Raw genomic sequence first — 18,142 nt, forward strand, 5'->3', positions numbered from 1 at the left:
ATTCCTCTTTGGGCGGCTTCTCGCTGTTCTTCTTGTTTCATTGCTTGAAGCAACTCGCTCACCTTTTCTTGCAGCCTTGCCTTGTGTTCACCACCGCGTAGGAATGATTTCAGCTCACAACAGACAATGGGGATGCCCTAGGTCAATTGACCTTTTGGGACATCCCCACTCTTACGACTTCCAGCTCCTTTGATGGTACGCAGCGATTTCGCTGATTTACTTGGCCCTGCGTTTTTTGCTCTTTTTGGACACCAGATCATCCTTCCATAACGAGACGGAGAACGGGATCATACCGAACCAGCGAACAATCCAAGGTTCCTTTACTCGCCTTCCCTTCCTCACTTCCTTCGGTGTATCGATATATGTCACTACACGTTCCGTTATATATTTAATGAGGTCATTACTATTTGCCATATTAACCCTCCTCAAACGCCAATCTTATTGTATTCCTTATCAGGATGCACCGAATCCCAACAATCTAGACCCTCAGCATGTTTTCCCGTTTTTTGCACAAAATATATCCAAAGGTTTATGACTTGAGAACCCACACTATAACGAAAGAGGGCGCATCATGACCAATCGAATATCACTGGCTGTACTAGTGGCTTTATCTCTCGCTCTCTGCCTTCCTTCCCTTCAGGTATACGCGGACAACCATATTGTTGCCTTGACTCTATCCCCGACCGGTTCGAAGGATGGAAGCACACAGCAGCATAATTCTGCACTCCAGTTCGAAGACTACCTGCATCAGGAATCGGGGAACAGAGGAACGCAACAGCATCACCCTTTTCCTCATGATGTCATTCTAATTGATGTCGGACACGGTGGAATTGACGGGGGCACATCCTATGGCGATATTTTGGAAAAAGACATCAATCTGCAGATCTCACGTCGGTTGTTTATGTTATTGCGCAGTGAAGGATATCATGCGGTATTAAACCGGGATACAGATTATGCCCTTAGTGATGATAACCGCTGGCATGCCAGCCGATCCCGCCACATGAAGGATTTGGCCCAGCGTAAACAGCTGAGCAGTGAGATTCCTACAAAAATGGTTGTAAGCATCCACGTGAATTGGGGCAAAAACAAATCCAAAACGGGCGGTATCGTTCTCCATCAAGCAGAGGGACGAAGCTCCATTCTGGCAGAATCCATACAACGCGAGTTAAACATTCTGTATAAGAGCAATCACCATACTTCAGTTGGCAAGCCCTTTTATTTGCTAAACCGGATCGAAGTTCCCGCCGTCATTGTGGAGACCGGCTTTATCAGTAATTCCCATGACCGGGAAAAGCTGTGCAGCCGAAACGGCCAGATGGGAATTGCCGAAGCGATTGTAGATGGTATCGCCAATTATCTAACGGCCCTTTAATCAAGGGCCGGGCCGTTTTTCATTTTTTTGTTTATTTCAACTAGCTCATTTTTATTTATGCGTTAATATCACCTAAAAAAGCGTTTCCACTCATCATACAGAGGGAAACGCCTTTTTTAGTAGGAAAGCACCGGGTCAGGCCTCCAATTGGATCTGTCCTGTACAAGTTCTTGAATACCAACGAACTGCACCTGTCTTTGAAGCTCGGGGATCGAACCCTTCAATGCGGCAGCTGTCCGATCGCCGAAGGTTCCCACATGTCCAATCGTAATGCATGACTTATTCTGTACCGCCTGCTCTGCAGCTGCCTTAAGCTGTTTGGTAACGTGTTTGACTGTATGCACATCATCCAGGAAAATCTCATTATTTATATTCGGCATTCCTTTCTCGGCAGCGAGCTTACTGGTGACAGAATGGTAATTGGTCTTGCTATCTATAAAGAACAGCCCCCGTTCCTTGCAAACATCGAGCACGATGGACATAATCCGCTCGTCTCCTGTAATTTTGGAACCCATATGATTATTCATACCAACAGCAAACGGAACATGATCAATGGCTTTTTCCAACTGCTTTCGAATCTCTTCGTCCGTCATCTTGCTCGTTATGGCACCGGGCCCGAGCCAGTTAGCTCTCCCCTGCTTCGGTTCCATCGGCATATGGATAATTACATCATGGCCAAGCTTATGTGCCCGTTCCGCATCACTTTTGCTTGTCGGCAGAAAAGGCATTACAGCAACCGTAATTTTTATCGGCAGGTTCAATATTTCATCGGTACCTTTTTGCCCGTTACCAAAATCATCAATAATAACGGCTAGCTTGTTACCCGGCGTAGACTCTTTCTCTTGTTTTGCTGTTTCGGACCGGACCGAATCCTTCTTCAAGCTACTTCTCGTGTCAGACTTCATATCACCTGCTGAAGTATCAAGCCACCAAACCTCATGACCCAGACTCTGTACATCATGCGAAGCAGCCTCAGCCACCTCTACGGACAGAGCTCCCACTAGTAAAACTGTCAACAAGGCGGACCATACTGCCGCTACATACTTCGACCCCATGTTACGCATGAAATTCTCCTTTCACTGTAGAAACCTGTTCTATAGTGTTTGAGAAAGAAGCAGCAATTATGTAAGAAGAAACAACACGCACAAAAAAGACGTCTCCGCAAGGAAACGTCTTCTTAAGGATGCGGTCGAGAGGACTCGAACCTCCACGGGGGTTAGCCCACACGGACCTGAACCGTGCGCGTCTGCCAATTCCGCCACGACCGCATATATCTTGCCACTTCGATGAGATATCATCGCGGCGACAAGATATATCATACCATGCTAACTAACTGGAGTCAACATTTTTTTAGATCTTGATTAAACAATCGAAAACGGGTTAAAATAAGAACGTAAGTTCGTATTTATTAACGATTTTCTATATAAAGGCGGTGAGCATCAATGGCAATCACAGGAATTACACCAGAAGAAAGATCCTTGATCAAAAGCTACCTGCTCCTTATGTTCATACACAAAGTTTTCGAAAGAGATTGCCGGATTATTCAGGAAAGCGGCGTATTCAAAACGCCTCAGTTGTACGTTGAAGTGGTGGAAAATGGTGCAAAGCGTGCTGCAATTCTGCTAAGGGAGGTTAAACAGGAATTTGCCTCCAGGACTATCAAAGTATTTGATATACACCGAGGTCACAATGGAATCGAAGCACGTTACGCCTGTCGCGGTTATGTCGGAAGCATGGAAATCTTGTGGCCGTCCTTCCGTGAAGAAATGATGTCCCGAATGCGCGTTTATCTTGGCCTATCTCCTTCGAACACCAGACCTCCCCAAGTCGCAGCAGCTGGTCATTAAGACCATTGCAAAGTCAAATCAATTCACTCTATTTCCCGGCCTGCTCCTTCTCGTCACCACGTAAAAAACCGTCTCCTTTCCAGCACTCAGCCAGTCAAGCGAGACGGTTCATTCACTCATCAGCAGAAATCTAAAGTCTACTGAAGGTTGGGCTGCACACGCATTAATCCCTGAGCCAATGCATGTCCTGCGCCTGCTGCTGACGCAACAGCCACAGCTTCCATAATCTGCGTGTCGGTAGCGCCCTTTGAGCGCGCTTCTTCCATATGATAGAACGTGCATAATTCGTTGTTTGCGAACAACCCGATACCGAGCGCAATGAGTTGTTTCGTCATTTCGTCAAGCTCGCCGTCTTGGAAACAGACCCCTGTAAAATGATGATAAGACTCAGCCACTTTCGGCATGGCTTCTTTGAGATGAAGGATCTCATTTTTGTACGTGCTGATTTTATCATTGGATAAATCCATCTCGCAAAACACCTCACTGGTTCATCTGATTTCCTGATTAAGGTGTCCCTATTGATGAGGATCTATGCTTCTAAGCGTGGGCTTGTCCTCGGTTCTCCAAAAAGTTGATAGCTATAGTTGCGGTCCAGCTTCACCACACGGCGGTTTCGGCGGCGGATAAGCACATGTTGCGAATCCCATGCAACCACGATGCCTACAACATCATTGCTTTCTAGATCGTCCCGTACAACCCGGACTCTCTCACCCGATAATCGCAGTGCATCCAACTGTTCGTCACTTATCATAGTCCTTATCTCCTTCTATTCGGCAGTATAATACCCATATAATGATCCTGTTGTCGATATATACGACAAGAATCGGTGTCTGCGGGAAATATATCATATTTCAAAAAGAGACCTAAATGGAATCATTTAGGTCTCTTGAGTGTGATATGGTTTAACATCCCGGCTGAGATGCTTCCTGTAAGTTCACTAACGCTGTGCCGGCTCGATGCTATCGTTTTTTTCAAACCAGAAATCAAGCACCGTCGACGACATCACCCGTTTCTCAACATACTCCACTTGCTGTGATGTAAACCGTTCTCTCCATTCGTAGGAGAGCTCCTCACACAGACCAGCGATTGTAAGCAATTCAGACCAAGCAACATAACGCTTATACCAGAAAAACTGAGGATGTTCAATCATATAGGGATAAAGATCATCAAACTCCGTATGTTTACAATCCAAAGCACGTTCAAAATGTACCTTTGCACCATTCAACTTCTCAATCAAAAACGGCTCGGTTACCGGTTCTTTCCCCATTGTGTTGCCTCCTCTCTCTTTCCTACCCTTTTATTATATGACAAAAAAGTGGGTCCGAAAAGAAGTTGTTAAGATTTTAGGTTCGGTTCAATGAAATAGAGAATATGCCAACTCTTGAACAGCTAGTCCCCAAAATTGATCTTCCCGTCTTCAAGCGAAGTGATGCGGACAAGCGGTTCGACCTCAACACCCTGTTCTCGAAGCGTTCTTGCTCCTGCCTGGAAGCTCTTCTCAATAACAACACCGAGACCTACCAACTCGGCACCCGCACGTTCGATAATTTTGATCAACCCCCGGGCTGCATCTCCGTTTGCAATGATATCATCAATAAACAGCACTTTATCGAACTCTCCGATATATTGGCGGGACATCATGATATCCGTAACGATCCCTTTCGTGAAGGAAGGCACACGCTCACACAATGCATCCGGATCGGCCAGCAGTGTTTTTTTTCGCCGGGCAAACACCATCGGGACCCCAAGCTCATGCGCCACCGCAAAGGCGACAGAAATACCGGAAGATTCGAGTGTGACAACCCTCGTCACACCCTTGTCCTTAAAACGGGCCGCAAATTCCTTGCCCATCTCCATTATTAATGCAGGATCTACCTGATGTGTCAGGATAGCATCGAGCTTAACAACCTGATCCGATACAACCACGGCTTCCTCCATAATCCGCTGTTTCAACCAATCCATTCTATGACCTCCCACGACAATCCTTTGTCGTAAAAGTACCATATCCGAACTAGTCCGGCAAGTCTTATAGTTACGGTCTAAGGACAAGTGGCAGTCATGTCCGGAGCTGTCCAGGCATACCTTGTACTATGCAGTATGAAGCGCAACCACACCCGACAAGGAGGCTGCTACGTGAAAAATCGGATACGCGTCTTCCAGATAGCTTTTACATATATCGGTACGATCGTTGGCGCAGGTTTTGCTACAGGACGTGAGATATTACAGTTTTTTACCCAATATGGACATTGGGCAACCATCACCATATTACTCGCAACGGTGCTTTTTATTTGGCTGGGAACCAAAATGATGACCCTCTCTAGAAAGATCGGCGCTAAGTCCTACGAGGATTTAAACAAGCATTTATTCGGTGAACGATTAGGCGGGTCCATCAGTCTGATCATGCTCGTTATCTTGATGGGGGTAAACTCCATTATGCTGGCCGGCGCTGGCACCGTCTTTATGGAAAACCTCAATCTTCATTACCAGACAGGATTGATTCTGACCATGGTCGGAACCTTTTTTATCCTTCGCAAAGGGATCCAATCCATTATGATTATGAACAGCCTTGTCGTCCCCATGATGCTGATCTTGTCCGTGTTGATCATTTCCCAAACCATGAATACACCTGGTGCCACTCGGTTTCTTACGCTGACCACAGAGCACAGCCTGCCTTCAGCCTGGCTTGCTCCTCTGCTATACACGGCCTTCAACCTGGTGATGGCTATGCCGGTTCTTGTACCTCTTGGAAGTCAAACAGGCAGTGCCAGGGCTGTAAGATGGGGGGGAGTCATCGGTGGAGCGGGGGTAGGATTTATGATTATGTCTGCCCATTTCGCGATGTCGGCTCAAATGCCCGGTATTACCCAGTTTGAAATTCCAATGGGGAATATCGCTAGCCAGTTAGGCTGGTTTGTACAGACCGTCTATATCATTCTCATTTTCCTGGAAATATTCAGTACGTTTGTGGCCGATGTCTACGGAATAACGCTGCAGCTGCAGCAAAGAACTTCACTTTCTCCACAGACCATCACTATAGGCATTATGCTGATCTGTTATTTCTTCAGCCAATTCGGATTCAGCTCTCTCTTGTCTGTGCTCTATCCTCTGTTCGGGTTGGTCTGCCTCTTCTGGGTGGTTCGTTTATCCACATTCAGCATTTCACCTTCTCGGAGGTAAGACGAATTTTCAAAATAAGTAATTCCATGAACTGCCCTTTTGGCTGTTATACGGCGCTACGTGTACGAATCGTTCCTACAATCGCTCTTGCCCCCGAATTTCTCTTTATATTTTCCTTGGCGGAAGAAATTCGGGGACAAAGGAGCGTATGCTTTCGATGCGAGCTTTCCTTTGGAAAGCTTTTACCGCTCCGCTTTTCCGGAATCGATTCGTCCTCTCCGCTACTTCGTGCAAGGCTACTACGAAAACATCCAACAAATCATCTCGTACGGTTGTCAATGAAACTGTAAAATGGTAGACCACCCGTTGTTTACTAGCACCCCAACCAGCGGAAGCAATCACAACTTACACTCCAAATGCTAATTACAGCATAGAGCACAAAACCAGAGGCTGTCCCCAAAGCGGTAACTTTACTTTAGCGTTGGCTACGTTTGAATTAAAATGATTAAAAAATAAGAAATAGCGGTGCAGAAATAACATCTGCACCGCTATTTTATGATTTGGCTATATTGCTGCTTTCTTATGCAGTTTATGGGGAAGTGAGGGCCAACTGACCTCCGGGCTTACTTTTGGCAAGTTCCGGGAGCAAGAACGTCGGAACCCCGACATAAACACTCTCAGGCTCAATCATACGTCCGACCAACAACGTATAACCTTCTATAGCTTTGAGCCCTTCCCGCACATGATTCTCCAGGGATGATCTCCCGGTCTCCCTCGGTCGGCTAATCATCTGTTGCGTCCTCAATGGTATTGCCGGAGCTTCCGACGTGCCTCAACGCTACAATTGTAATAATTGCCAAGATCGCGACGCTGACGGCACTGAAGATTGCTGCCCCATTGAAGCCCGCCGTGAAGGCAGCCTGTGCCTCTTCGATCAGGCCATCCGGAAGTTCCGTAGCTACTGAAGACGCTCCCCACAAGCTATCGCTGACCGCCTTGCGTGCTTCATCCGTCAGATCGTCGGGTATACGATCGAGCAGCGTCTGTCGATAGACCGCGGTGGCCAGGCTCCCTAGCACGGCGATACCGAGCGATACACCGAGATCCTGAACCGTTTCGGTCATGGCCGAGGCCGATCCAGCCTTCTCCGGCGGTGCCGATCCGACCACGAGGTCGGTGCCGAGTGCGGCAATAGTGCCGTTCCCGAGATAGGCCAGCGCGAGGCCGGCAACGACTATAGCCACACCGGAAGCATCGTTGCCCAGTTGGGTGAGCATCAGATAGCCCACAACCGACAGGCCGAGCGAGCCGGCAACCACGAAACCTGGCCGGACATACCGAGCAATGAGTGGTGCTGCCACGCCGCCTGCGATCATGGCAAGCGCCGCCAGTCCCATCCATAGACCGGCGACGGAGGGGGAGTATCCAGCCACCAGTTGCAAGTATTGCGCGACGAGCAGCATGGTGCCGCCAACCGCCACCAGCCCGAACAGCAGCACGATCAGGGCCACGGAGAAGGTCCGGTTAGCAAAGAGCGTCATGTCGAGCAAAGGATCGGCAAGCCGGCGCTGCCGCTGCACGAACAAAATGCCGAAGATCAGCGCTACTACAATCGCACCGATTGCATCGAGAGCGAAGCCGTATTTAGCGATCTGCTTGATGCCGTAGATCACCGGCAGCATGACGGCCAGCGAAAGAGCGACGCTCAATAGGTCCAGCCGCCCTCTGTTTGGCGCGCGATATTCCGGCAGCAGGAAGGGTGCGAGCAGAAGCAGCAGGCCGACGGTTGGTACGGCGATGAGGAAGGCCGCGCCCCACCAGAAATGCTCCAGTAGTACACCGCCCACGACTGGTCCCAGCGCATAGCCGATCCCGAACATCGTCGCCCATATACCGAACCCTACGGCTCGCTCGCCCGGATCGGCGAACAGCGTGCTGATAAGGGCCAGCGTCGAGGGCATCAGCGTCGCACCGGCCACCCCGAGCGCGGCCCGCGTGGCGATCAGCATGACGGCGCTGGTCGAAAAAGCCGCGATCACCGAGGCCGCGGCGAAGGCGGCCGCACCGATCATCAGCAGCTTGCGACGGCCGATGCGGTCACCGAGCGTTCCCATAGTGATAAGGAAGCCTGCGATCATGAAGCCATAGGCATCCATGATCCACAGTGCTTGCGTACTGGTCGGCTGCAGGTCGGCTGCCAGCGCCGGAAGAGCTAGGTGCATAAGCGTAAGGTCGAGCCCGAGCAGCACGGTCGGCAGGGCCAGTAGTGCGAGCCCCAGCCATTCACGAGCTCCGGCCTTGGCGGGCGGTGAGGCTATAGCCTCGACCGCCGCACTGGAATGAGAAAAATCAATATCGTTATGAGAAGTCATGTCGCCTCCTTGCCGGGGGTAGATGATACCCAAACGACTTCTAAAGATCTAGCTAACCATAAGAGCCACCTTTCTTTTCGCATAAATCTATTCGTTCCCCCCATATCCTTCATTTTGGAGCCATTTATGATAGCTCTGCTTCATTCTAATTGAATATAGGTATATAGTATAATGATTAGAATTCATAACTATATCATTATTTTTGATAACTAGTGAGGTGGAATCCCATTGGAACTGACAGATCTAAAAATTTTTATGAGCATTGTGGAGGAGGGAAGTATAAACCGAGCGGCGCAAACACTGGATTACGTACAGTCGAATGTTACCACCCGTATGAAAAAGCTAGAAGAAGAACTCGGAGTATCTCTATTCCATAGACATCCTAAAGGGGTGACCCTAACGGAGAAAGGAATCGTGTTTCGAGAATATGCCCTTAAAATCCTGAGCTTCTCAGAGGAAGCGCTTAGAGCGTTAAAGGAAACAACCGATCCAACCGGGCCGTTAGCAATTGGGGTTGTTGAAACCGTAAATTGCGGTATTTTTATGAACATCTTATCCGATTTTCAAGCCCAGTATCCTAACGTGTCACTTTCTATTTTGGTGGGATCTTCTGCTGAGTTGTTGACCAAAGTGCTAGACTATCAGTTGGATGGTGCCTTTGTAATCGGAGATGTCAATTCACCAAAATTGACGACCGAATATATGGAAGATAATGAACTGCGATTATTAACTCAAAAGACGGAAGTCGATTTTCCTGATATTTCAAAAATGAGATGGGTAATTGCGCCAAAGGGATGTCCTTTCCGCAACGTTTTGGAACAATGGCTACTCCGTGAAGGAATCGTGCTCACGAATACCATTGAAATCAGTTCATTGGAAACGTTACTTAGCTGTGTCCGCTCTGGACTCGCTTCTACCCTGCTACCTTCATCCGTACTATATGGAGATTTCAAGCAGCTCGGGTCCTACCCGATTCCCCCCGAATACAGATTTACGAAAACAAGCCTAGTTCGCCGTCACGATCGTTTTTCTACTAAGGCTTTCTGTGCTTTTGTTGAGATAGTGAAAAAATGGAATGAACAAGATCGCCTGAATACGTGAAATACAATTGTTTAAACGGATTCCACGGGTTCAGGTTACAGTTATGCACCTATGTTCCAAGATTTAGTTAAAAAGATTAGAGGGTTAGTCGCATTGTGGCGTGTGCAGATGTTTTTCCATTTTAACCCTCGTTTTGCTCGCTTTCTGATTCGTCAACCACTAATTATGGTCTTGACCCCCTTTTTTATCTATGTTTTTAAGATGGTCATGCACGAATCAGCGGAGAGGACGAATCGATTTCGGAAAAGCGTAGCGGTAAAAGCTTTCCAAAGGAAAGCTCGCATCGAAAGTATACGCTCCTTTGTCCCCGAATTTCTTCCGCAAAGGAATAATTTAAGAAATTCGGGGGCAAGAGCGATTGTAGGAACGATTCGTACGCGTAGCGCCGCATAAGGCGGGCCCAGGTCAATGGACCTTATGAAACACTCTCGGCCCTTTTTTACATCTCAATTATTTGAACTGATGAATGAAGCTCCCGCATCATCTTTACCACATGATCATGACAGGTCATCAGGATGATCTGTCTTGTGGAAGATACCTCTACAAGTAGCTGAAGAGCATACCCCAATCGTTCCATATCGAAATTCACGAAAATATCATCCAGCACCATCGGTAGCTTTTCTTTATGCGGCATAAGCTCCGCCAAGGCGAGGCGCATCGCCAAATACAGCTGTTCTGCCGTTCCCCGACTTAGACGCGCACTCTCAATAACGGTTCCGTCTTTCTGCTCAACCAGCAGCATCTGATCCCCCATCCGCATCAGTACCCTGATATAAACACCACCAGTTAATCGCTCTACATATCCGGAAGCGAGTCTTAGGACGTGAGGCTGCTTTTCTTCTTCGTAAAATTTACGGGTCCGGCTGATCAGTTCTGTTCCGATCGAACGAACGGCATACTGAACAACAATGTCTTTTAAGGCCGATTGCTTCTCCTCCAGCTGCTGAAGAGCGTCCTCCTGCAGCCCTTTTTGTTCCAGACTCTCCTTCTCCTGCAAAAGACGGCCGCGTCGTTCCTGCAGCTCGTCTCTCGCTATTTCATCTGCAGATGATGCCTCTTCTTTGTCCTGACACAGTCTATCAAGCTCAGAAGCATCAGACTGCTCCAGTATGAACTCCAGCTGCTCCCGGTCTTCCGAATTCCAGCCGCTGAACATCGCAACTTCCGCATGACGTATGCTACGCTCCAACTCGGCACACCGGATAGCAGCAGCACCTAGCCGGAGGAACTCCTCCTCCTGCTCTACGCCGCAAGCTTTTAGCAGAACTTGCATCCGTTCTTCCAGCCTGTGGCTCTCATCTGTAACTTCGGCAGCCTCTGTCAACAACTCGGCAGTCCTTGCAGATAACAGTTTCCGTTCTTGCATCGTCTCCTTGTATCCAGCCCACTGTTGATAAACGCCTTCTAGCAGAGATGGCCCCGTTGTTTCTTCCAGGCCCAACTCACGGATAACAAGAAGGCAATCCTCCTCATAACGTTCTTCTTCACGCGACAGCTTCTCTATTTTGATCTTCAGACTCTCCAGCTGTCTGATCAGCTCATTCCCCTGTTCGGTCCAGTTAAGTATGTCCATGACCGCTTCCGGTGAGAGACGGTTCGGTAACAGCCGCGCTTTAAGCCAACTATCCCACTGCTGTTCCAGCTCGAGAAAACGCTTCTCCTCTTGCTGAATTACCCGCTCTGTATGCATGAGCTCGGAATTTTGCTCGGATACCCGCTCTTCTGCCGTACTCACTTCAGCTGTAAGCCGCCCCAGCCGTTGCTGCCAAAACTGCCAATCTTCCATCAATTTTCGCAATTCGCGCAGACGGGCCTCGATCAATACAGGATCCACAGAAGAGCGGTCTTGTCCGCTGCTCTGTCCACGCCGAAGTGTGTGCTCTGCTGCAGAAGCGGCATAGGGATCTTCAACAAGGGCGTTCATCAGGCTAGAAACTTCTTTCTCACCCACATTACCGATTTCCCCGTCCACTCCATGAACATTTCCCGAACTTGTAAGCAAGGATTGCTCACGTCGACCATTCCACCACATATAAAGGTCGCTTCCAAGAAGAAGTACTGCAGAAGCTGCCGCTGCCTCCACCGCTCCCGTCCACAGCAGCACTCCTGGGAGAAGTACAGTCAAGATGATTAACCCTGTCAATAACTTACGGTAAGACGGCAGCATTCCCTTCTTATGCAGAGATTCCTGTAATGTTGATGGACCCGACGCAGAACGGGTCAGCCGTTCTTCCCTCCAGCGTTCCGCTTCAAGCTGAAGCTTGCTCCATACGGTAAGTGTGTCCCGTGGATTGGAAGGCTTGATCATGAAAAAGAGGGAGCTCCCTCTTTCCGTCTCTTCTCGGAGACTCCGCTGCGCTTCCCGTAATGATGATTCTGCAGCCGTTAGCGCCCGCACAGCGCCTCTATGCTCAAGAGACAGTGTCTCCATTCGGCGGTCATATCCGGCAAATGAAGCCCCCATCCGGCGTATATCCTCCCGCTCGGAGGCTGACACTTTAAGCGATGCCAGATGATCTGGAGTCCATGAGTCATCAATATCTTGTAAAATGCGATAAAGGCGGCCCTCCAGCAATCTGTACTCGATCTCCAACTCGTCTTTCTCTGTCTGACCTGCTATATAGAGTGGTCTTTTTGACCACAAAGCTTCGATTTGAGACCCGAGCCCTTCCAGCAGTGGATTCTCAGGCAGACTTTCAAGACGGGAAGAAATGTCCCCACGCGCTTTCTGAATCCGAAATGACTGCTGCTCCAAATTTCTATGCTCTTCGGCCATCAGTTCCCAGCGATTAAGTCCATCCAGAGGAAAAAAAGAGCTGTCAGGAAGAGTAGACCATTCGAGATTGTCCTCCTTCCAGGATAGCCATAGCGGCCGGATTTCCATCGATTTGCGATATAAGACCAGCTCATGCATATTTCTATGACGTCTTATCTCCAGCGTAGACAGACCATTATCGATCTCGCTTAACTCGGAGATTACCTGATTGTACTGCTGAAGATATGAACGGCTCTCCGCAATACGGCCTCGCAGCTGCTCGATGTCTTGAACGATCTTCGCGCTCTCTTGAACTCTCCCCCTCGGTTTAAACAGCTTGTCCATTTCCTGGCTCAGCTTCCGCTCAGCCCGAACAATACCATTTCCACCTCCAATTCCAGCATGAAATAAATATCTGTTCATCTCATCGGACTGAAGTGTACGAATCTCCTGTAATTCGCTGAGCGAAATGGCAAACAACTGTCGGAACATGCTCTCCGACACACCGCAGAGCAGATCTCGTTCCATCTCCTGCTGACCCACTTCCGTGACCATACCCGCAGAGTCTCGCACAGTTACACTCACACGTTCCATCTTCCCCCCAGCCGCCGATCCTTCGGGAAGACGATTGAAACGCCTGATTACCCATGTACTGTCGTTCTCATCCACCAGAGACAGTTCGCCTCCATGAACGCCCCCATCCTGCGGCTCTCCGCGCTGAGCGGATTGTGTACGGCCCGGAAAGCCGTACAGCATCGCTCTAATGAAATATAAAACACTGCTCTTTCCGGCTTCATTCGGTCCATATAATACGGTCATGGGGCGGCTCAGCTCCAACTCCTTGTCATGTACCGCACCGAAACCGCGAATGTTGACCCGTTGTATTCTCATGCCGAAGCACCTCCGGCTTCCTGATCGTCGAGCAGAAGAAGAACCGTAAGCTCCATCGCCCTTCGGAGCCATTCACGCTGTTCCTCCCGTGTAAGACCCGTGAGTAAAAGTCTGATTTCCGGTTGATCCATCAACGGCCTTAAGGCATGACCGATCACATTCTCACTTCTTATATCCCCAGCGAGTTCCGCTTCTGCCAAACGAAGCAATTCTCCAATAAAGCTATCTTCCTGCAGCAGCGTCTCCAGCTGAATTTCCGCTCCAGACGAAAGACAAAAGCTCTCTACCCAGACGCAGCCTGCAAAACCGACTGTTCCGGCTTGATTATCAACTTTACGGCGAAGATCGATTAGGAGATCCTCCAGAATAAAACCGTCTTCAAGCTCCCGGTGAATTGACCCTCTGCCGGTTATACGTATCCGAACCATGCTAAATCCGGTTGTATAGGATTCTGATATGTCGGCCAACAGGCGCTCCACGTTCAGTCGTAAGTCCTCCGGATGACGGCAGCCTCCGATGGAAACCTCCATATCGAACCACCGGACCGTATCCAGTTCACGAAAATCCATTGCGACAGCTCCGGTTTCATCCACATCAACCAGATAGCAACCTTTCGGACCGGTCTCTCGAATGTTTCTGCCCTGTATGTTGCCCGGATAAACGATGTAAGGCGACTCTTGCAACGTCCGGCGGGAATGAATATGACCCAGTGCCCAATAATGATAGCCCCCAGCATTCAAATCCTTCTTCGAGCAAGGAGCATATGTTTCGTGCTCCTGGTTACCGTCCACATTCGCATGAAGCAGCCCGATATGAAACAGCTCGGAAGCCGTAGCCTGTTTGTTATACCGAAGCGATATATTCTCTTTCACCTTGGACGTCGGATAAGACATGCCAGTAATGACAGCCACCTCCTGTCCATCTATGCGGCGGACCACGGTCACCGACTCAGGTACAGGTCCGAATACATGCACAAGTGGTGGCAAGGTTACAGCCAGCCTTGGACTGTCCAGCGGATCATGATTACCATGAATGATAAATACAGGGATATGTTCCCGGTCCAGCATCTCAAGCGCCTCCATGAAGCGGAGCTGTGCTCGTAAAGACGTGTTTGAACTGTCATATACATCCCCGCTTATAACGACGAAATCGACCTTCTCACGGACCGCCAGCTGTACCATCCGGTCCAGCGCGATAAAGGTCGATTGCTGCAAATACTTGCGTACACGATCTGTTAAACCGGACATACCCGCGAACGGGCTGTCCAGATGCAGATCTGCTGCATGAATAAAACGGAAGGGAAGCATGATATGTCCTCTTTCTTAAGGTTGATATTTCAAATATAATTTCTTAAGCTCATTTACTGATTTGGTAAGTGAGTATCGATTCTTGGCATTATCCCAAGCTGAACGAGCAAGCTCGTAGCGATACTGAGGATCTGAGATGACCTTCTCAAGTGCCTCACCAAGGGCCACATAATCCTCGGGAGGCACGAGCAGCCCGTTAACACCGTCTTCAATCTGTTCAGCAATCCCGCCAACATTACTTCCTACAAGCGCAAGGCAGCTCAGCGCGGCTTCCGCAAAGACAGAACCGAACGCCTCTGCCCGTGACGGAAGCACAAAAATATCAAAGAACGGCATAAATTCTTCCGGATGCAAGGTATACCCATAAAATATCGTTTCCTGATATATACCGAGATCCTTGGCCATATCCTCCAACTCTTGCCGGGACGGTCCGTCCCCGATAATATGAAGCACATAATCATAGCCCTTACGTTTCAGCTCTGCACAAGCTTTGAGTAGCACATCTAGTCCTTTTGCAGGAACTAGGCGGCATACCGTAATGAGCTGCGGGATCTCATTCTCATGCGGCACAGGCTTAAAACGCTTTTCATCAAATCCGTTCGGAATAATTGCAATGGACTCTGGCAATTCAACGTAAGAAGACATATAGTTAGCAAAAGACCGAGACACCGTAATCAGCTGCTGACTGACGTATTCTAGCTCCCGGTACAACGATATGAGAAAACGATGCTCCAGCCCATTCTCTTCGATCCTACCATTTAAAATAAGCTCCCGCTCGTAGCTGGAATGAATCGTCTGGATGAGCGGCGTATCCGGAAATACGGTTCTCATGGCCAGACCAGCAATGGGGTGATGCGCATGGATCAAGTCATAAGGCTTCTGGAGCCGAAGCCGGATCCACCATATGTAGTCGACATACGTTTGAATATATTTGAGAACAATAGGGCTCTGTTCGAATTCTTTCCAGTCAAAAGTGTGAAATACGGGCTCCTCTTGTCCTTTGTTGCGGATCCTTTTAGGCAGCCAGAACATCTCCATGTCCCAGCGAGAAGAATGAAATCGGTCCTGCAAATAAGGAATCATCGAAGAGACGCCTCCCGGCTGTTCAGGAGGGAAAAATAAGGCTTGAAGTAGTTTCATGGAGATCTCCCTTTCTGTAAGTCTCTTTTCAGACACTTTTCAATTATGATATATTAGAACATATGTTTCAGTAAAGGAAAATAAATCCTCCAGGAGTCTGATACCATTGTCCAATGATCCAACACTGTGGTCCGCATTTCCGATATTCAGCATTACAGCCGTGTGCGGAGCTTTTTTGGCTGTCTTGATGCTGATTATGTGTCTGCTGATGTACAGCAAACAACGTAAGAAAGCTTATGTTTACATGGCCGCCGCATTCTTCTTCATTATGACATATGAAAGTCTGAACATCCATCAAGCTTTCTCTGGACGTGCATGGCAGCCAAGCGGGATCGGCATGCGTTCGCTTCAGCTTTTTTCCTTTATTCTGCTTAACCTCTCGGTTCTGCTTCTGTACCGCCGTACCAGGAAAGTGCATTATGGGCTTCCCGCAATAACTGCCGCAATGCTCCTGGCTCCGTTCTTCCTTCCGTCATCCATCAATCCTGTATGGCCGGATCTTTATTTAACCGTTATAGAGTGGGTTGTTATCTATTTGTCATTCTCCAAGATTGCTCCCCGTATCGGACAGCGATTTAAATACTCCCTGGGACTTTCCATCTATTCGATTTGGTCTTCTATACATATCATATATAAATACTTAAGCGGTGGTGACGAACCCGGTCTCCCGCTTCAAATCTCAGCTTTACTTCCCCTCGTATTTTACAGCATTATCTTTTTTATTCTGTTTCAGCGCATCATCGAGCTGATGCAGTCCATTTACCGCTCTTCCATAACGGACGGGCTGACTGGACTATATAATCGGCGCTATTTTATGAAACATCTGAATCATTACGTTTCGAACGGAACAAAGATCTCAGCCATTTTCTGCGATATTGACAATTTCAAAATGTTGAACGACACGCATGGCCATGCCCATGCAGATGAAGTGCTGCAACAGGTCGCTACGATCATGGAGGAGGAACTGGACGGTATCGGTATTACCGGACGCTACGGCGGCGAGGAACTGGTTGCGATTGTCACAAGAAAAGGGAGCAAGGCGTCACAAGTAGCAGAGAATATCAGGTTCCGCATAGCCGAAGAAACGATAGTCACCGTTAGCGTCGGGTACAGCACGCTCCGCAAAGGTGTGACCGCTGACAGCCTGATGAAACAGGCAGATCAGGCTATGTATCATTCCAAGAGTAGTGGCAAGAACCGCGTCACCGATTACCGAGGCATACGCGCCGGCTCCAGAACTACAGATGAAGCCGCTAACTTAGGTTCGCTATAAACGAAATTATGGTTATCACTAACCACGTCGTGCATCTATCCAAGACCACGACAAAAATCCTCCGTTACCATCATTCAAGACGGTGCGGAGGATTGGTTGCAATACCCGCGGTAATCAACAATCACCGCAGGTCTTTAATTTTGTATTTTATGACAAACAGTACTTCACTAACGCTTCGTGTACGCCGTCATCATTGTTCGATGCCGTCACCACATCTGCTGCTGCTTTCACTTCTACTGGGGAATTGTCCATGGCAATGCCCATACCGGCAAACGTTAGCATCGTAATATCGTTATAATAATTGCCGATGGCCAAAACCTCTTCCGGCTTGAGCCCACGTTTAGCCGCCAGCTGTTTAAGAGCATTCCCTTTCGAAGCCTGCTCATGCATAAGATCAATGAAATACTCACCGCTGCGAAGCATATTAAAGGGCAGTGTCCACTTGCTCCAGTCTGCGAACACGGCTTCCATGTCCGCAACCTCCCCAAATGCCGTGAACTTCACGACAGGCTCTTTAAGCTCTTCCCAGGTCGGCAGGTTGGAAGGCAGCATCAGATAGTTCTCGTACATATGGCGGACAGGACCTGCCAGTGTCTCTACGTTGTCGACATACATGCCAAACGCTGTATTGACATCAAAATGAACTCCCTTTTCCCGGCAATAATCCATAAACGGATTCAGGGCCTTCTCGTCCATACCAAACTGGTGAACGATATTACGGGTCTCCACTTCAACCGTTGCAGCACCATTGTGGCTGATGACGTAACCGGTCAAGCCCATTTTCTCCATAAATGGAATGGTGTTTTGCGGCCCCCGTCCAGTACATAACACAATTTCAATTCCCTTATTCGAAGCTTCCATGACCGTATTCATCGTCCGCTCCGTCATCACGTGATCGTCGTTTAACAGCGTTCCGTCTACGTCCAGTGCTACCAGTTTATAAGTCATGTCTCCACCCATCCTTTTA

Annotated in this window: 17 protein-coding genes and 1 tRNA gene; 5 read left to right on the forward strand and 13 right to left on the reverse strand. The window is 48.7% G+C overall.

The window, feature by feature from the left end; genetic code table 11:
• Positions 1 to 216: 216 nt before the first annotated feature.
• Entirely contained in the window at positions 217 to 414 is a 198-nt protein-coding gene (locus MNQ98_RS21475; RefSeq protein ID WP_241930066.1) for a YqzE family protein, read from the reverse strand.
• Between the two features lie 154 nt (positions 415 to 568).
• Between MNQ98_RS21475 and MNQ98_RS21480 the strand changes: the two genes are divergently transcribed.
• Positions 569 to 1,372, forward strand: a complete 804-nt coding sequence (locus MNQ98_RS21480) for an N-acetylmuramoyl-L-alanine amidase (RefSeq protein ID WP_481856782.1) — start codon at positions 569 to 571, stop codon at positions 1,370 to 1,372.
• 116 nt (positions 1,373 to 1,488) lie between these two features.
• Here the strand turns inward: MNQ98_RS21480 and MNQ98_RS21485 are convergent, their stop codons facing one another.
• Together MNQ98_RS21485 and MNQ98_RS21490 are read right to left on the reverse strand one after the other, a co-directional pair.
• Complete coding sequence (locus MNQ98_RS21485; protein ID WP_241930068.1) at positions 1,489 to 2,436, reverse strand: divergent polysaccharide deacetylase family protein; 948 nt, start codon at positions 2,434 to 2,436, stop codon at positions 1,489 to 1,491.
• A 120-nt stretch (positions 2,437 to 2,556) separates the two neighbouring features.
• Positions 2,557 to 2,640 (reverse strand) — tRNA-Leu (locus tag MNQ98_RS21490).
• 174 nt (positions 2,641 to 2,814) lie between these two features.
• Here MNQ98_RS21490 and MNQ98_RS21495 point away from each other — a divergent pair.
• Entirely contained in the window at positions 2,815 to 3,219 is a 405-nt protein-coding gene (locus MNQ98_RS21495; protein WP_241930069.1) for a YhjD family protein, read from the forward strand.
• A 137-nt stretch (positions 3,220 to 3,356) separates the two neighbouring features.
• On the opposite strand, the gene MNQ98_RS21500 is transcribed toward MNQ98_RS21495, so the two are convergent.
• The 4 genes from MNQ98_RS21500 to MNQ98_RS21515 all read right to left on the reverse strand — a co-directional run bounded on the left by MNQ98_RS21500 (position 3,357) and on the right by MNQ98_RS21515 (position 5,181).
• Complete coding sequence (locus tag MNQ98_RS21500) at positions 3,357 to 3,686, reverse strand: carboxymuconolactone decarboxylase family protein (protein WP_241930070.1); 330 nt, start codon at positions 3,684 to 3,686, stop codon at positions 3,357 to 3,359.
• A gap of 62 nt (positions 3,687 to 3,748) precedes the next feature.
• Complete coding sequence (locus MNQ98_RS21505) at positions 3,749 to 3,970, reverse strand: hypothetical protein (protein WP_241930071.1); 222 nt, start codon at positions 3,968 to 3,970, stop codon at positions 3,749 to 3,751.
• Positions 3,971 to 4,156: 186 nt separating this feature from the next.
• A complete protein-coding gene (locus MNQ98_RS21510) occupies positions 4,157 to 4,486 on the reverse strand; it encodes a hypothetical protein (protein WP_241930072.1) in 330 nt (109 codons plus the stop codon).
• 122 nt (positions 4,487 to 4,608) lie between these two features.
• Complete coding sequence (locus tag MNQ98_RS21515) at positions 4,609 to 5,181, reverse strand: xanthine phosphoribosyltransferase (RefSeq protein WP_241930073.1); 573 nt, start codon at positions 5,179 to 5,181, stop codon at positions 4,609 to 4,611.
• 171 nt (positions 5,182 to 5,352) lie between these two features.
• Here MNQ98_RS21515 and MNQ98_RS21520 point away from each other — a divergent pair, with 171 nt between their 5' ends.
• Positions 5,353 to 6,396: a YkvI family membrane protein gene (locus tag MNQ98_RS21520; protein ID WP_241930074.1), complete on the forward strand. Its 1,044-nt coding sequence runs from the start codon at positions 5,353 to 5,355 to the stop codon at positions 6,394 to 6,396.
• Positions 6,397 to 6,925: 529 nt separating this feature from the next.
• Here MNQ98_RS21520 and MNQ98_RS21525 read toward each other — a convergent pair.
• Together MNQ98_RS21525 and MNQ98_RS21530 are read right to left on the reverse strand one after the other, a co-directional pair.
• Entirely contained in the window at positions 6,926 to 7,126 is a 201-nt protein-coding gene (locus MNQ98_RS21525; protein WP_241930075.1) for a hypothetical protein, read from the reverse strand.
• Complete coding sequence (locus MNQ98_RS21530; protein ID WP_241930076.1) at positions 7,119 to 8,708, reverse strand: MFS transporter; 1,590 nt, start codon at positions 8,706 to 8,708, stop codon at positions 7,119 to 7,121. Before MNQ98_RS21530 ends, MNQ98_RS21525 begins: the two co-directional genes overlap by 8 nt.
• Before the next feature lie 228 nt (positions 8,709 to 8,936).
• Here MNQ98_RS21530 and MNQ98_RS21535 point away from each other — a divergent pair, with 228 nt between their 5' ends.
• Entirely contained in the window at positions 8,937 to 9,809 is an 873-nt protein-coding gene (locus MNQ98_RS21535; protein ID WP_241930077.1) for a LysR family transcriptional regulator, read from the forward strand.
• A gap of 439 nt (positions 9,810 to 10,248) precedes the next feature.
• Here the strand turns inward: MNQ98_RS21535 and MNQ98_RS21540 are convergent, their stop codons facing one another.
• From MNQ98_RS21540 to MNQ98_RS21550, 3 genes are read right to left on the reverse strand one after another with little or no spacing between them, the layout of a single operon-like run.
• Positions 10,249 to 13,455, reverse strand: a complete 3,207-nt coding sequence (locus MNQ98_RS21540; RefSeq protein ID WP_241930078.1) for an AAA family ATPase — start codon at positions 13,453 to 13,455, stop codon at positions 10,249 to 10,251.
• A complete protein-coding gene (locus MNQ98_RS21545; protein WP_241930079.1) occupies positions 13,452 to 14,762 on the reverse strand; it encodes a metallophosphoesterase family protein in 1,311 nt (436 codons plus the stop codon). The genes MNQ98_RS21540 and MNQ98_RS21545 overlap by 4 nt, the downstream gene beginning before the upstream one ends.
• A gap of 15 nt (positions 14,763 to 14,777) precedes the next feature.
• Positions 14,778 to 15,902, reverse strand: coding sequence for a glycosyltransferase family 4 protein (locus MNQ98_RS21550; protein WP_241930080.1), 1,125 nt, complete (start codon positions 15,900 to 15,902; stop codon positions 14,778 to 14,780).
• Between the two features lie 106 nt (positions 15,903 to 16,008).
• On the opposite strand from MNQ98_RS21550, the gene MNQ98_RS21555 reads away from it, so the two are divergent.
• Positions 16,009 to 17,175, forward strand: coding sequence for a GGDEF domain-containing protein (locus tag MNQ98_RS21555; RefSeq protein ID WP_241930081.1), 1,167 nt, complete (start codon positions 16,009 to 16,011; stop codon positions 17,173 to 17,175).
• A gap of 147 nt (positions 17,176 to 17,322) precedes the next feature.
• Here the strand turns inward: MNQ98_RS21555 and MNQ98_RS21560 are convergent, their stop codons facing one another.
• Positions 17,323 to 18,123, reverse strand: a complete 801-nt coding sequence (locus MNQ98_RS21560) for an HAD family hydrolase (RefSeq protein WP_241930082.1) — start codon at positions 18,121 to 18,123, stop codon at positions 17,323 to 17,325.
• Between the last annotated feature and the right edge of the window lie 19 nt (positions 18,124 to 18,142).

The sequence above is a fragment of the Paenibacillus sp. N3/727 genome, from assembly GCF_022637315.1.
Classification (GTDB): Bacteria; Bacillota; Bacilli; order Paenibacillales; family Paenibacillaceae; genus Paenibacillus_AQ; species Paenibacillus_AQ uliginis.